At 41.8% G+C, this 14,766-nt stretch carries 13 protein-coding genes; 5 read left to right on the forward strand and 8 right to left on the reverse strand.

The genetic code is table 11. The features are described 5' to 3' along the window. Positions 1-4: 4 nt before the first annotated feature. Complete coding sequence (locus ESA94_RS08330; RefSeq protein WP_129130427.1) at positions 5-2,167, forward strand: S46 family peptidase; 2,163 nt, start codon at positions 5-7, stop codon at positions 2,165-2,167. A 69-nt stretch (positions 2,168-2,236) separates the two neighbouring features. On the opposite strand, the gene ESA94_RS08335 is transcribed toward ESA94_RS08330, so the two are convergent. Beyond that, positions 2,237-3,130 (reverse strand): DUF5602 domain-containing protein, encoded by an 894-nt coding sequence (locus ESA94_RS08335; protein ID WP_129130428.1) that lies wholly within the window; start codon positions 3,128-3,130, stop codon positions 2,237-2,239. 276 nt (positions 3,131-3,406) lie between these two features. Between ESA94_RS08335 and ESA94_RS08340 the strand changes: the two genes are divergently transcribed. Both ESA94_RS08340 and ESA94_RS08345 read left to right on the forward strand, forming a co-directional pair. Beyond that, a complete protein-coding gene (locus ESA94_RS08340; RefSeq protein ID WP_129130429.1) occupies positions 3,407-4,519 on the forward strand; it encodes a mandelate racemase/muconate lactonizing enzyme family protein in 1,113 nt (370 codons plus the stop codon). Positions 4,520-4,533: 14 nt separating this feature from the next. Continuing rightward, positions 4,534-5,037, forward strand: coding sequence for a hypothetical protein (locus ESA94_RS08345; RefSeq protein ID WP_164972677.1), 504 nt, complete (start codon positions 4,534-4,536; stop codon positions 5,035-5,037). A gap of 96 nt (positions 5,038-5,133) precedes the next feature. On the opposite strand, the gene ESA94_RS08350 is transcribed toward ESA94_RS08345, so the two are convergent. Next, entirely contained in the window at positions 5,134-5,634 is a 501-nt protein-coding gene (locus tag ESA94_RS08350; protein ID WP_129130431.1) for a TlpA family protein disulfide reductase, read from the reverse strand. A 50-nt stretch (positions 5,635-5,684) separates the two neighbouring features. Then, complete coding sequence (locus tag ESA94_RS08355) at positions 5,685-6,284, reverse strand: DNA-3-methyladenine glycosylase family protein (RefSeq protein ID WP_129130432.1); 600 nt, start codon at positions 6,282-6,284, stop codon at positions 5,685-5,687. Between the two features lie 157 nt (positions 6,285-6,441). Between ESA94_RS08355 and ESA94_RS08360 the strand changes: the two genes are divergently transcribed. Both ESA94_RS08360 and ESA94_RS08365 read left to right on the forward strand, forming a co-directional pair. Next, positions 6,442-7,254: a UDP-2,3-diacylglucosamine diphosphatase gene (locus ESA94_RS08360; protein WP_129130433.1), complete on the forward strand. Its 813-nt coding sequence runs from the start codon at positions 6,442-6,444 to the stop codon at positions 7,252-7,254. Between the two features lie 2 nt (positions 7,255-7,256). Next, the gene (locus ESA94_RS08365; RefSeq protein WP_129130434.1) at positions 7,257-8,444 is read left to right on the forward strand and encodes a glycosyltransferase family protein; all 1,188 of its coding nucleotides are present in this window, start codon (positions 7,257-7,259) and stop codon (positions 8,442-8,444) included. 173 nt (positions 8,445-8,617) lie between these two features. Here the strand turns inward: ESA94_RS08365 and cysS are convergent, their stop codons facing one another. The 5 genes from cysS to rlmD all read right to left on the reverse strand — a co-directional run bounded on the left by cysS (position 8,618) and on the right by rlmD (position 14,692). Beyond that, positions 8,618-10,111 carry a cysteine--tRNA ligase gene (gene cysS, locus ESA94_RS08370; RefSeq protein ID WP_129130435.1) on the reverse strand — a complete coding sequence of 498 codons (1,494 nt, stop codon included), beginning with the start codon at positions 10,109-10,111 and terminating at the stop codon, positions 8,618-8,620. A 126-nt stretch (positions 10,112-10,237) separates the two neighbouring features. Continuing rightward, the gene (locus tag ESA94_RS08375; protein ID WP_129130436.1) at positions 10,238-11,380 is read right to left on the reverse strand and encodes an endonuclease/exonuclease/phosphatase family protein; all 1,143 of its coding nucleotides are present in this window, start codon (positions 11,378-11,380) and stop codon (positions 10,238-10,240) included. Between the two features lie 4 nt (positions 11,381-11,384). After that, positions 11,385-12,308: a rhomboid family intramembrane serine protease gene (locus ESA94_RS08380; protein ID WP_129130437.1), complete on the reverse strand. Its 924-nt coding sequence runs from the start codon at positions 12,306-12,308 to the stop codon at positions 11,385-11,387. Positions 12,309-12,322: 14 nt separating this feature from the next. After that, positions 12,323-12,988, reverse strand: a complete 666-nt coding sequence (locus tag ESA94_RS08385) for a rhomboid family intramembrane serine protease (protein ID WP_262708029.1) — start codon at positions 12,986-12,988, stop codon at positions 12,323-12,325. Positions 12,989-13,240: 252 nt separating this feature from the next. After that, complete coding sequence (rlmD, locus tag ESA94_RS08390; protein ID WP_240671015.1) at positions 13,241-14,692, reverse strand: 23S rRNA (uracil(1939)-C(5))-methyltransferase RlmD; 1,452 nt, start codon at positions 14,690-14,692, stop codon at positions 13,241-13,243. Positions 14,693-14,766 lie beyond the last annotated feature (74 nt).

The following is a 14,766-nucleotide window of genomic DNA, read 5'->3' on the forward strand; positions in this document are numbered from 1 at the left end:
AAGCATGAAGAAGATTCTCTTAACGATGATCGTAACATTTACGTTGTTACGCAGCTATGCCGATGAAGGTATGTGGCTACCCTTACTGCTTGGTGAGCAGGTGTATGCCGATATGCAAAAGAAAGGCTTAAAGCTAACCCCACAGCAACTCTACGACATTAACAAAGCTTCGCTGAAAGATGCCATTATCATTTTTGGCAATGGTTGTACCGGCGAAATTGTAAGCAGTAAAGGATTGATCTTTACCAATCACCATTGCGGTTATGGTGCTATTGCATCGGCCTCCACTGTTGATCACAATTACCTCCGTGATGGTTTTTATGCAAAAAATCATAATGAAGAAATCCGCACAGCACTTACCGTACAGTTTCTTTTACGTATTACCGATGTAACAAAAGAAGTAAACGATTCGTTGGGTACATTAATGGGCAAAGCAAGAGCTGATAAACAAACCGCCGTGTTAGCAGCTATCAATAAGCGCTTGTCTGCTGCCGATCAATCGATCGAGTGCCGCATAAGCCCGTTGTTTAAAGGCAACCAGTTTCTAGCTTTCATCTATCAGCGTTACCGTGATATCCGTTTGGTGGGCACACCGCAGGAAAGCGTTGGTAAGTTTGGTGGCGATACCGATAACTGGGAATGGCCACGCCACACCGGCGACTTCAGCGTGTTTCGTGTGTACACTTCAAAAGATGGTAAACCTGCCGAATTCAGTGCAGAAAACATTCCCTTAAAACCAAAATACTTTTTGCCTGTTTCCATTCGTGGATTGAAAGATGGTGATTTTGCAATGACCTGGGGTTACCCCGGCAGCACCAACCGCTACGAAACATCGTTGGGTGTAAAACTTTCAACCGACATCAACAACCCAACATTGGTGAAGTTGCGTGATATGCGTTTGAAATACATGTTTACCGAAATGCAGAAAGATCCAGCCATTAAATTAAAACTCGCCAGCAGCTATGCAAGTATTGCCAATTACTGGAAGTTTTACGATGGAGAAACAAAGCAGTTGCTGAAGTATGATGTGTTTGGACAAAAGCAAAAAGTTGAAGCCGATTTTATTAAATGGTCAAATGGCAAAGAGGATTATTCAGCAGTTTTTCCTGAGTGGGAAAAAACATACGATGCATGGCGTCCTTATGCCAAACATCGTGTTTACATGCTCGAAGGTATTTATGGTTCGCCATTGCTGGCATTTGCATCGTCGCTTATTCAATTGGAAGCCGCATTACTGAAAGCAAATGCAACCAAGCAAGACGTAACAACTGCTTTAAATGCAGCAACCGAAGCACGCAAAAATTTTCTTGCTGAGCACAATGCTGTCAGCGATGAAAAAATTGTTGCTTCTGCATTGATGATGTACTATGCCGTTGTTCCAAAAGAACAGCATCCTATCAGTTTCTTTGAAGGCGTAAAAGCAAGCTTTGGCGATTTGAAAGATGAAGCTACCTGGAAAAAATATGCTGCTTCTGTTTTTGCAAATACAATGATCTTAAACGATGCAAAATGGAATGCGTTTGCAGCTAATCCAGATGGTTTGAAACTGCAGGAAGATCCTGCGTTTGCAATTGGCAGCGCATTCACCAAAAACTGGAATGTAAAGTTCCTGCCACGCTTTACAGAGTTTACTGTTAAGAATAATGATCTTGGTCGCTTGTATCTGAAAGGTATTATGGAAATGAATCCTGCAAAAGCGAAGAAGATGTACCCCGATGCTACGTTTACCATGCGTGTATCGTACGGTAATGTAAAAAGCTATGTGCCGAAAGATGCAGTGAAGTATGATTTTGTTACAACTTCAAAAGGACTTTTAGAAAAATACAAAGCAGGCGATTATGAATTTGATCTGCCATCAAAACAAATTGAACTGCTGAAGAAAAAAGATTTCGGTCAGTATGTAGACAAAAGCCGTAACGACCTCGTAATCGGTTTTATTACCACCAACGATATTACCGGCGGCAATAGTGGTTCGCCTGTTATTAATGCCAATGGCGAATTGATTGGCCTGGCATTCGATGGTAACTACGAAGCATTGAGCCATAAGTTAGCATTTGATAAAGACCTTAACCGCACCATTTGTGTTGATATCCGTTATGTACTCTGGTGCATCGATAAATTAGGTGGCGCAGATAATCTGATTAAAGAGTTGAAGCTGGTAAAATAAATCAATTTGCTTTTAATAAAAAAGCCCGCTGCAGAACAGCGGGCTTTTTTATTTGACCGTAATCAATCGTTATCGCATAACCATTTCATCAAGTGCTACATAATGTCTTCCGTTCTTTTCATTTTTCCAGATATTGTACCGCTGCGGATAGTAGGTATTTGCCGGATCAAAAAAATCTGGTTGCCGGTACCACTTCTGCAAGGTTACACCCGATAATAAAAACGCTCTTGTAATCATTGGTTCAACAAAAATCACATCGCCATCATACGATCCATAGATCATCGTATGTGTAAACGCAGTATAGTTAGGAGTGTTTGGAGGTTGTAACTCAGGCGACATCAAATCAACCCAGTGCGATCCCATCATTGGCACACCGCCTGCAAACAAATAAGCAGGAGGAATATAACCCGGCGGCGGAAGTAAGTTGAATTTTGCAGGATCGGTCATATTCATCACCGCATCCATTCCTACTTTATAAAAATGCATATCAAAATGCGGCAAGCCATAAATAGGTGGAGGTTCGTGCCCCTGCACATTCCAGTTGATCATGATATGATCGAATGCTGTTACTGCATGTGCTTTCTGATGCAGCTTTAAATGATAGGTTGCACCTGCATGATCGTTTGGATCAGTTGGCAGATTGTCAAATGCACCACCTGTCATTTCAATTCCAATTGCTAAAGGAACACCCGCATGATTAATGTTGATCCACGACCGCATGTGTCCGTTACCGATCTGTACCTGTGCACCATAAAATGTATTGTACTTGTCATCGTTTCGTGCAGCAATATTGGCGGCACGAAAACCCGTTGATCCAGGCAACGCAATCAGCGATTGATCATTTTCAGGAAAAGGAGCATCCATTTTGTTTGCAGCGTTTTCATCAATCGCTTTCTTACAGGAAACCAATCCAAGATTGATGAATAAAAACAACGCAGACATCAGTAGAATCTGTTTTTTCATTGCTGTTTGTTTTAAAGTTGAATTACTGCGTTCCCAAAAAGGTAAACCGTCAGATGAGGAATAGAGAAAGAGGTGCTGCTAACAGTATGATCACCTGCGGCGTTGTTTTTTACCGGTAATTTTCCATAGTGAGATGAAATTCGGACATACAAATTAGGCAAGGTTTTTATCAATTGCAAGCATTTACCAGAATACAGGTAAAGAAAAGAAGCTGTAACCGATTCCATTTCACAAGCATATATTTACATATACATTTTTCGATCTTACACACCGGTTATGAACTTACAGATCACATCCATTGAAATTTACAAACTCAGCATTCCTTTAAAACAGCCCTTTGTTATTTCGTTAGGACCACAGTACGATGCCGATAACATCATTGTTGTCATCAACACAAATACCGGCATCAAAGGTTGGGGCGAATGCAGTCCGTACATGAGTATTAACGGCGAAAGCATGGATACCTGTTTCATTGTTGGACAATACCTGGCCAAAGCATTGAAAGGAAAAGATCCGTTGCAGATAGAAGACTGTACCAAAGCAATGGACCGCATCATTACCCGCAACGAAAGCATTAAGAGTGCGTTTGATATGGCCTTGTATGATATTGCAGCGCAACACGCCGGTTTGCCTTTGTACAAATTCCTTGGCGGCAAAAAAGACAAACTTATTTCAACTGATATGACGGTGGGGCTTGGCTCTCCCGAAAAGATGGCGGCCAAAGCAATGGAATACAAAGCGGCAGGCTTTCCTTCCATTAAAGTAAAACTGGGCACTACAACAACAGAAGATGTAGCAAGAATAAAAGCCATTCGTGCAGCCATTGGTCATGAACTGCCGTTGCGTATTGATGCCAACCAGGGTTGGAGTGTGGAAACAGCTATTGCGACGTTACAGGCATTGAAAGAATTTGGCATTGAACATTGCGAAGAACCGATTGCACGTTGGAATTATATGGCATTATCTGAAGTAAGAAAGAACAGCCCCATCAAGATCATGAGCGATGAAAGTTGTTTTGATGAACATGATGCGGAACGTTTAGCCAAACTGAATGCCTGCGATTATTTTAATGTAAAGCTGGGCAAAAGCGGCGGTATTTTTCATGCGTTGAAGATTGTGGAAGTTGCAAAAGCACATAACCTGAAACTACAGGTGGGTTGTTTTATGGAAAGCCGATTAGCGATAACTGCCTTGGTGCATTTTGCTTACAGCAGCGACCTGATTGTGCATTACGATTTGGATACACCACTGATGCTGAAAGAAGATCCGGTTGTTGGTGGTATGCAGTTTATAGAAAATGGTTTTGTAGAGATTAATGAAGCAGTGGGTATTGGCGCTACGATTGATAAAACGTATTTAACAAAAGCAGAAAAAGTAATTATTGAATGATGAAGCAGTTCCTTATGCTATTCTTATTGTTCAATTGCGGAAAAGCTATAGCCCAACTTACGGTGCAGGCTAAGCAAATCGAATCCTCCTGCAAGCTTATCGATAAAGACAGTTCGTTACAAAAGAAAGTTTACGAACAGGAGGAGTTCATGGATCATGTTACCGATAACGGAGCAAGCCTTACTGTTTATTACAAGAACGGAACGGTTTACAGAATAACAGAATGGGTTGGCTTATCAAGTTATGTTGTAATTATGGATTATTATTTTCTATCAGGAAAGCTGGTATATGTAAGAGACGAGGAGTTGGTATATGAACGCAACGCCGTTACTGGTGAAACCACAGGAAAGTTTTCGAAAGATGATCGGTTTCTTGGCAAGTATTTCTTTAAGAACGATAAGTTGTTTGACGAAGTAAGCTTGGGACATAACCGGTTTGAAGATGATGAAAAGCATAATGCAGAAAAGGAATTTCTGGCATCCTCAAAAAAATACCTTGCTCTTTTCAAGAAGTCATAATGCTATTGAATTTCGCCGCAGAGAAATAAGTTAAGGAGTTAAACGCAGAGGATTTCCTCAGCGTAACCTCTGCTGCTTCTTTCTTTGCGCCAAAGCTCAGTCCAACCGCTTCAACACCACTTCCACATCCGCCAATACATTCGAACGAACCAGTATCATTCCTTCTTTATCCAGTAGCATGTAAGTGGGGAACGTATTTACTTTCAGTACATCAATTACTGCAGCGCCTTGCCTGTCGGCTTGTTTGTATTGCAGCAGATGGCTCCAGTTTAATTTGTACTTCACTGTCATTTGTTTGGCAGCAGCCACCTGTTGTTTTGTTTCGTAAGGAAAACCGTACACGGTGAGTTTATTGTCGTATTGTTTGATGAGTGCAAGCAGAATTGTAAAATCGTTGATGCTGCTGTCGCTTTGCGAACTCCAGAAATGAAACAAAGTATAATCTTTCGACAGCTTGAACTCCACATCAATCACTTTGCCCGTGATCATATCCACACCCGAAAGCGAACGCAATACCGAACCGGCCGTAGGCCCGTCATCCTGTGCAACAAGTTTTTGCGACAATACTACCAACAGTATAATCAATACCTGTTTCATATCACAAACCGGGTTAGGTCATTTTCCTTTATCAATTACTCAATTATCAATTAACCGTTGTCTTTCCATCTCCACAAGTGTACACAAGCATAGGTGCGGTAAGGCTGCCATTTGGTTGCATGCTTCTGCATTTTTTCGTAGAGTTCCTTCTTGTTTTCGTATTCGATCTTGTACAGTTTGATCATTGCCTGCTGTATACCCAAATCATCTACCGGTAACACATCTTCATGCTGCAAAGCAAACATCAGGATCATTTCAACCGTCCAGCGCCCCACACCTTTTATCTGTGTTAATTTTTCAATTACGGCTTCGTTGCTCATTTTGTACAATTGCCCATCGGTGATCTTTTCTTCAATAAAAAACCGGCAAACGTTCTGCACATAATTCGCTTTGGCATTGCTCAACCCTATGCCCCTCAATGTTTCAAACGGCGTATCGAGTATCTGTTGTGCGGTTGGTTCTTTCTTTCCGTATAAAGCAAGAAAGCGGTTGTAAATAACATCGGCCACTTTTGTACTCAATTGCTGACTCATGATGGAAGCACAGAGATAGAGATAGATCTTCTTCCGTTTCACCAGCTCATGTGGTTCCTGTGCGTCTATTACTTTCTTTAGTTTTTTGTCTTTGGTAAGATGTTCGATGTAGTGCATGTTGATTGAATAAGGTTTTGTTGAAGTTTAAGGTGTCTGACGTCTGCGACGTCCTGACATCAGCTTAACAATTTCATTACAATTTATTCATTCTCTCTTAATCATTCATCAATATTCCGGTAACAGAAAAATGGAAGCTTTGTAAAACCCCTTCTTTGTGAAGACATTTTACAAAACAATCATCCTTTCCGATATCCACCTCGGCATCCGTAACTCACGGGTAAAGGAAGTAGTGGAGTTTTTGCAGCAGCACCGGTGCGAAACGCTCATCCTCAATGGCGACATCATCGATGGCTGGCAACTGCGAAAATCGGGTGAGTGGAAAAAGAAGCACACCGCTTTCTTCCGCATCATTATGAAGTACATGCACAAGTACAACACAAAAGTGATTTACCTGCGTGGCAACCATGATGATTTTCTGGATGAGATACTGCCGTTTTCATTTGGTCAGTTTATCATCAAACGTCATCACACATTACAAAGCGGCGATAAAAAATACTTCGTCGTACACGGCGATATTTTTGATACGGTTACTACCAAATTAAAATGGCTGGCCAAGCTGGGTGATGTCGGTTACACATTTCTGTTGTGGGCAAACCGCCATTACAACCAGTATCGCACCAAAAGAGGATTGCCTTATTATTCTTTGTCGCAGGTGGTAAAGGCAAAAGTAAAATCTGCAGTTTCGTTTATATCCGATTATGAAGAACAACTCTGTGCTGTAGCTGCTGCCAATAATTGCGATGGCATCATCTGCGGACATATTCACCAGGCAGCTGATAAAACGATTAACAATATTCATTACCTCAACAGTGGCGACTGGGTGGAAACAATGAGTGCGTTGGTTGAAACCACTGATGGTAAATGGAGCATTCTTTACTACAACGAATGGTTGCAGCAACAGCAACCTGTTGAAGCAAGCATGAACAACACTGTATTTATTCCGAACCTCACAGCTGAATTAGCATAAGTATGAACAAAACATTTGTGTTTGCCGTTCAAGGCGAAGGAAGGGGACATTTAACACAGGCCATTGCTACTTATGATCTGCTTACTGCACGTGGGCATAAAGTTGCTGCTGTACTTATTGGCAGCAGCAAGCGCAGGGAAATTCCTGCGTTTGTTCGTGAACGCATTAAAGCGCCCATCATCACCTACCGCAGCCCCAACTTTGTTACGTGCAAACACAATAAATCGATCCGCATTACATCAACCGTAGTTAAGAACATGCTCTACTGGAAAACCTATCGCAAGAGCATGCAACTGATTCGTGAAGTAATGCAGCAATACAAACCCGATCTGCTGTTGAATTTTTATGAACCACTCATCGGCCTTTGCTCCATCTTTAAAAAATTCGATTGTAAGATTGTTTCTGTTGCACACCAGTATATTTATCTGCATCCTTCTTTTTCTTTTCCGGAAGAAGGAAGCAAGCGTGAAGCTTATGCCATAAAACAATACACAAAACTTACAGCAAAGGGCTCCGATCATTTACTGGCATTATCGTTTTATCCGTTAACACCTGTTACACACAGGAACATTACTATCTGTCCGCCGCTGTTGCGCAAAGATGTATTTCAGCAGGAAGTATTTGGCGGCAATCATGTACTGGCATATTTGTTAAACTCCGGCTATATGCAGGAAATTATCAACTGGCACAAAGCGCATCCCGATGTGGAATTGCATTGCTTCACCGACAGTGCAACGGTGAAGGGCCGCTGGCATTACGATGAAACACTTTGTTTCCACTCGCTCGATGATCAGAAATTTTTACACTATATGGCCAATGCAAAAGCATTGGTTACAACAGCGGGTTTTGAAAGTGTATGTGAGGCGATGTATTTTGGCAAACCGGTGTTGATGGTTCCTGTGCAAGGCCATTTTGAACAATGGTGTAACTCCCGTGATGCAGCCAAAGCAGGAGCAGGAACACATGCCGAAAGTTTTAACCTGGATGTGCTGCTCGATTATCTGCCACAGCATCAACACAACACCGAAGCCTTCCGCCAATGGACCAAACAAACCAAACAGCTGATGCTGCAATGTTTTGCCGATGTATTGCATCAGCCGGTAGAAGAATTGGTGAGTGAAGAAAAAACCTCAAGCCTGTTCGATCTGCAATCGATACTTTCTGTAAACACACAGTTGGGACATAGCTGAAGAAAAGTACGAGGTACGAAGTTGGAAGTACGATTACATGAGCGGAGTCGAGATGCGAGCGTAATTAGAATGTAAATTTTAGGATGTGCAGTCACCCTTCGGGTGAGCAGACATCGTCCCTGCTAAAATAAAAAAGAGGAGCAATGCTCCTCTTTTTTATTTTGTAGTAAACATTATAACGAATAACTCATTCCGCCATCTTTCTCATCTTTCAACTGTATACCAAGCTCAGCTAATTGATTACGGATCTTATCGCTTGTAACAAAGTCTTTCTTTGCTTTTGCATCTTTACGCAGCTCAATCAATATCTGCATCACCGAATTAAAACGTCCGCTGTCTTCACCGCTGATATTCTTCAACCCAAAAATAGTTTCAATATACAGCTTCAGTTTTTCCTGCAGCAAAGCAATGGTATCGCTGCTCAATGCATCAGCCGCAATATGTTTGTCTTTAATACCATTGATGATTGGCACCAGTTCAAACATACTCGCCAATACTTTCGCCGTGTTCAAATCATCATTCATGAATTCGTCGAACTCAGCTATCAGCTGCAATACTTTTTCATTAACCGACTTGTCTTTCGCTTCGTACTTCGTACTTCCAGTTTCGTACTTAGCTAACCATTCGTATGCTTCCATCAAACGCTTCAATCCTTTCTCTGCAGCCTGCAATGCTTCATTACCAAAATCGAGTGTGCTTCTGTACTGTGTTTGCAGAATAAAGAAACGCACCGTCATCGGGTGATAAGCTTTCTCCAGTATCGGATGATCGCCACTGAATAACTCCGTTAACTTGATAACGTTGTTATAACTCTTCCCCATCTTCTTACCATTGATGGTGATCATGTTATTGTGCATCCAGTAACGTACCGGTGCAGTATGATTGCAGATAGTGCTTTGTGCAATTTCACTTTCATGATGCGGAAACTGCAGATCCATACCACCACCATGTATATCGAACTGTGCACCTAAATATTTTGTTGCCATAGCCGAGCATTCAATATGCCAGCCGGGAAAACCAACGCCCCACGGACTTTGCCAACGCATAATGTGTTCCGGTGCTGCACTTTTCCAGAGAGCAAAGTCTGCACGGTCACGCTTTTCATCCTGGCCTTCCAGCTCACGTGTTGTTTCAAGCAGTTCATCAATTACACGACCGCTTAATTTTCCATAGTCATGCGATGCTGCATATTTCTTTACATCAAAATAAACCGAGCCATTTACTTCATATCCATAACCAGCTTCAATGATCTGTTGAATCATGCCGATCTGTTCTACAATATGCCCGGTTGCAGTTGGTTCAATGGAAGGCGGAACTGTATTGAACTGATCCATGGCCCAATGAAACAGGTTGGTATATTTCTGCACCAGTTCCATCGGCTCCAGTTTTTCTAAAATGGCCTTGGTTGAAATTTTATCTTCTGCTTCACGGCCTTCTTCTTCAAAATGGCCGGCATCGGTAATATTGCGTACATAACGCACTTTGTAACCAAGATGCGTAAGGTAACGATACAACACATCGAACGTAATGTAAGGCCTTGCATGACCAAGATGACTTTCGCCACTAACGGTTGGTCCGCACACGTACATGCCCACATGACCGGGTGTAATGGATTCAAAAACTTCTTTCTGGCGTGTAAGGGAATTATAAACTTTTAACTGCGACATAAACTATGTAATAATTGAATGAAGAATGTTGTAAAAAGGAGAATCTGTTAGCTGAAAAATCAGCAACAACAGCTACAACAACAGGTATGAAAGATTTTCTTCATTGAAACAAAGATAGTATTTACACTATTTCTGCGGTAATTTAAAATCGGCCAGCACCGGGCTGTGATCGCTTCTGTTGGTTTTATGCACCTGTACCTGCTTTACAGAAAGCGCTTTGCTGTGCAGCACATAATCAATGCGCAAAGTGGGCGACAGGAATTTAAATGTGCGGCCAATGCCCCATCCTTTTTCGGTAAATGCATCGTACAAATCATCGCTGATGATCTGGTAGGCATTGGAGTTGGGCACATCATTCATATCGCCACACAGCACAACCGGATAAGGACTTTCTTCAATTACTTTCCGGATATCTCTTGCCTGGCTGGAACGAAGCAGGTTGGCTGTTTTCATTTTGCGGAGAATGTTTTTACCTGCCGTTTGTACATCGCCCATATCCTGCTGATCGATGTTTTCGATAAACTCATAATCCTTTTTGGCAAAGTGCATGCTCTGCAAATGAATATTGAAGAAACGAATGGTGTCGCCGTTGATTAATAAATCGGCCCAAAGGAATGTGTGGTTATATTCTTTGATGCTTTGTTCTTTTTTCCAGCGGATGATAGGGTAGTTTGAAAAGATGGCAACGCAAAAAGGATGATAGCGTTCGTTCTTCTGCCGGATGTTGGTATGTACACCAAATGCCCTGTCGTTCGCCGCAGCCACATATTTATAGCCCAGCTTTTGTTTTACTTTTTGCAAGGTAATGGGCGATGATGTGTCGAGTGAAAAAACGAGCTCCTGGATAGCCAGCACATCCGCCTTTTTTTTCTTTGCTTCCTGCAACATTGCATCATCCAGCAAACCTTTGTTTTCAAAAAAATTAAAGAGATGAGCGTTCCAGGTTACTACACGAAAAGTTCCTGCTTCTTTATTGGTTGTTTGCTTCGCTCCTGCATGAAATCCAAAGAATGAACCGATCAGATTCCAGCTAAGTAAAATTGTAATAACAGGTATCAATGCCAGCTTTCGTTTTACTATCACCCAAAAAACAAGAAAGCCCAGTTGCAGTAATAAGAGAAAAGGAAATAAAAGTGCAAACAGGTTAACGATCCAGGAAACACTTGCAGGCAAAGCCGGCAGCAGGTATAATAACAGCATACAAACGCTTACAGCAATATTGCAGATGATAATAATGCGTTTGGTGAAGCTGCGAAAAAATCCCGCCATAAGTTTATTCTTCGTTTTCGGCTGCCTTTTTGAGAATATCTTTTTCTTCTTCTGAAAGAGATTGATATCCTGTGCGGCTTATTTTATCAAGAATAGCATCAACCCGTTGTTCGCTAACATTGGGTTTACGTGTAAACGGTTGCTGTCCTTTGGTATTGTAAAATACTTCTTTCTTTATTGATTTTTTTGAAGTTGGTTTGGATGGATTAAACAGGTTGATAAACCAATTGTATAAACGGTGCATCCACTCGCCGGGACTATTGCCGTTGCGTATTAAACGGATATACCAAAAACCCATACCTGCACCTGCAAGATGCGACAGGTGATAAGGAAATGCAACACTGGCCAACCCTGCAAGATCAATTACAACATAAATAAGTGTAATAACCCAAAGCGGAATACCTCCGTTGATCATTGGGAACACCCGGTAATCGGGAGCTGTAACGGTTGTAGCAATTGCAACTGCCATTACACTTGCACCTGCGCCGAATAACTGGAAACTGCCGATGTTTGCCCTGAAACCGGGCAGCAGGTTCGCACTTGCAACAAAAAATACAACACCGGCTAAAGCACCATAAATGTAAACCGGAATAATGTGTTTATTACCGATCAGATCCTGCAACAGAAAACCAAATGCCCAAAGAAAAAGCATATTGCCGAGCAGGCTCCATACGCTTGCATGCGCAATCATGTGCGTAAGCAAAACCCATGGTCTTGAAATAAATCGAGACATATCTGCAGGCATGCCTATCCAATCGAGTATCTGCGATTGAAACAGCTCCATGTTAATGGGTGTAAGCTGATACACAATCTTTATAAATGTAATGATCACAAACACCATCACATTAATAAAAATGAGCATCATCAACGCATCACCATCTTCGCCAAAACGTATTCCTCTTTTCACTTTCGTCTGCATGTAATTCATAAATCAATCTTTTATCAATAAAACGTATTACGGTTTGTTTTGTTCCAGTAAAGTACAAGTAGAAAGCCAATTAATGCACCGCCCAAGTGCGCAAAGTGTGCAACATTGCCGCCGCTATTTGTATACACCATCCATAATTCCCCAGCAGTATAAAAAAGTACCAACCACTTGGCTTTAATCGGGAAAATAAGGTTGGAATAGATGTACGAATTAGGAAACAAATAACCGAAGGCTGCTAAACAACCAAAAACAGCACCTGAAGCCCCAACGGTTGGTCTGCTTACAATTAAATCGCCTGTTTTCTTTACAAACACAAGACTATCGCTTACAAAAGCAGCATTCTGAATATCGTTTGACCATTTGTTTGCAAACTCATTTACTTCATCCAAGCCTATAGCTTGCGGCACTCCATATTTTTGGAAAAAACTGACAAACTTATCTAAGCTGGGAGAAGATGTATAAGCTGTGACTTCGCTAACTATTGGATATAATTCATACGAAAGCCAACCTAAATGTATCAGCGCTGCTCCTAATCCGGATACAATATAAAAGACTAGAAATTTCTTTGAGCCCCAAAAATTTTCAAGTTTGTTACCAAACAACCATAACGCAAACATATTGTAAAAGAAATGACCAAAATCGCCATGCATAAACAAATGCGTTATCATTTGATGTGGCATAAATAAGCTCGAGTGCACACTATGCAATGCGAAATAATCAAAAAGGCGGTCATGATATCCTGATACGTCTGCAGTGTATTGTGCCAGTAATACCAAAGCATTAATAATAATTAAGTTCTTAATTACTGGTGCTAAAAGCTGAAAACCTCCTGGTCGAATTTGCTGATAACTCACGAATATCTCTTTGGTTTATTGTAAACGTCAAAATTACTTCAAACTGTCACTCGCAGGCTTTCGCCCAAATTTTAAACATCAACTCCTTAACACCAACGCCGCTACATTTTCGATATGGTGTGTGTGCGGAAACATATCTACCGGTTGCAATTGCTCCACTACATATTTTTCGTTGAGCAGTTGCAGATCTCTTGCTTGGGTAGAAGGGTTGCAGCTTACATACACAATACGTGGCGCTTCTATTTCCAACAGTTTTTTAACCAGCTTTTCGTGCATACCTGCACGTGGCGGATCGGTAATAATTACATCGGGCCTGCCATGTGCTGCAAAAAACGCATCGTTGCAAATGTCAATCACATCACCTGCATAAAACGAAGTATTGGTTAAGCCATTTGCTGCTGCATTCTGTTTCGCATCTTCAATGGCCTCTGCCACCGCTTCCACGCCAATAATCTTTTTAGCACCTCTGCTACAGAAAATGCCAATACTTCCTGTACCGCAATAGAGATCGTACAGCACTTCGTTACCGGTAAGCTTTGCAAAAGCTCTTGTTACTTTATACAACTCTTCGCCTTGCTTTGTATTGGTTTGAAAGAATGATTTCGGGCCGATCTTGAATACAAACTCTTCCAGCTTTTCGGTTACATAACCACTGCCGAAATAAGTCTGCGGCTGCAGATCGTAAATAGTATCGTTCCATTTAGGATTGATGGTGTACAGCAAAGTTGTTATTTCCGGAAACTCATCCAGCAATGCCTTAAACAGGAGCTCACGGTTGGGCACATCATCATAACCGAAAGTGATGTTCACCATTACTTCGCCGGTGGTGGTCATGCGAAAGATCATGGTACGCAGCCAGCCTTCGTGTGCTTTAATATCGTAAAACGAAAAACCATTCTTCTTTGCAAACTCACGTACAAAATTGCGGATGGCATTGTTCGGTTCCTGTTGCAGATAGCAGGTGTGGATGTCGATGACCTTATCAAAGATTTTCGGCACATGATAGCCCAAAGCAACATCGGGAGCTGCTGTCGATTCCGCTTCTCCTCCTTCTGGTTGTGCTTCCCGCTGCTTATCACGCTCCAGCAATTCTTCTCTTGTTAAGTAGCGTTTACTGCTGAAGGTATATTCCAGTTTATTGCGATAGTATTTGGTTTGTTTTGCACCAACTATGGGCAGCATTTCAGGTAATTCAATACGGCCAATACGTTTCAGGTTCTGTTCCACTTCCCGTTGCTTGTAGGCGATCTGTTGCTCGTAGGGCAACATTTGCCATTTGCAGCCGCCACATAATCCAAAATGCTCACAAAACGGACTGGTTCGTTGCGGCGAATAACTATGAAAGTGTACGGCTTTACCTTCGGCCCAGTCTTTTTTACTTTTCCCAAGCTGAATATTGACCACATCGCCGGGTACTGCACCCTCAATAAAAATCACTTTTCCATCAACACGGGCAATCGATTTTCCTTCGGCAGCATAATCTTCTACCGTTACCTGTTCCAGTATGCGTATTTTCTGTTTTTTTCTCACGGCGCAAAGGTAACAAACCATGGCTTTGCAAATCGTTAACAGCAAGGCAAAGCTTTTGAATTAACTTTACCTTC

Origin of the sequence: Lacibacter luteus, from assembly GCF_004118265.1 — a bacterium.
GTDB classification, from domain to species: domain Bacteria; phylum Bacteroidota; class Bacteroidia; order Chitinophagales; family Chitinophagaceae; genus Lacibacter; species Lacibacter luteus.

What these genes read in the sequence shown, in the direction of transcription:
- ESA94_RS08330 (WP_129130427.1), top strand. Translation starts at nt 5, where the DNA reads ATGAAGAAGATTCTCTTAACGATGATCGTAACATTTACGTTGTTACGC.
- ESA94_RS08335 (WP_129130428.1), bottom strand. Translation starts at nt 3,130, where the DNA reads ATGAAAAAACAGATTCTACTGATGTCTGCGTTGTTTTTATTCATCAAT.
- ESA94_RS08340 (WP_129130429.1), top strand. Translation starts at nt 3,407, where the DNA reads ATGAACTTACAGATCACATCCATTGAAATTTACAAACTCAGCATTCCT.
- ESA94_RS08345 (WP_164972677.1), top strand. Translation starts at nt 4,534, where the DNA reads ATGCTATTCTTATTGTTCAATTGCGGAAAAGCTATAGCCCAACTTACG.
- ESA94_RS08350 (WP_129130431.1), bottom strand. Translation starts at nt 5,634, where the DNA reads ATGAAACAGGTATTGATTATACTGTTGGTAGTATTGTCGCAAAAACTT.
- ESA94_RS08355 (WP_129130432.1), bottom strand. Translation starts at nt 6,284, where the DNA reads ATGCACTACATCGAACATCTTACCAAAGACAAAAAACTAAAGAAAGTA.
- ESA94_RS08365 (WP_129130434.1), top strand. Translation starts at nt 7,257, where the DNA reads ATGAACAAAACATTTGTGTTTGCCGTTCAAGGCGAAGGAAGGGGACAT.
- cysS (WP_129130435.1), bottom strand. Translation starts at nt 10,111, where the DNA reads ATGTCGCAGTTAAAAGTTTATAATTCCCTTACACGCCAGAAAGAAGTT.
- ESA94_RS08375 (WP_129130436.1), bottom strand. Translation starts at nt 11,380, where the DNA reads ATGGCGGGATTTTTTCGCAGCTTCACCAAACGCATTATTATCATCTGC.
- ESA94_RS08380 (WP_129130437.1), bottom strand. Translation starts at nt 12,308, where the DNA reads ATGAATTACATGCAGACGAAAGTGAAAAGAGGAATACGTTTTGGCGAA.
- ESA94_RS08385 (WP_262708029.1), bottom strand. Translation starts at nt 12,988, where the DNA reads ATGCCACATCAAATGATAACGCATTTGTTTATGCATGGCGATTTTGGT.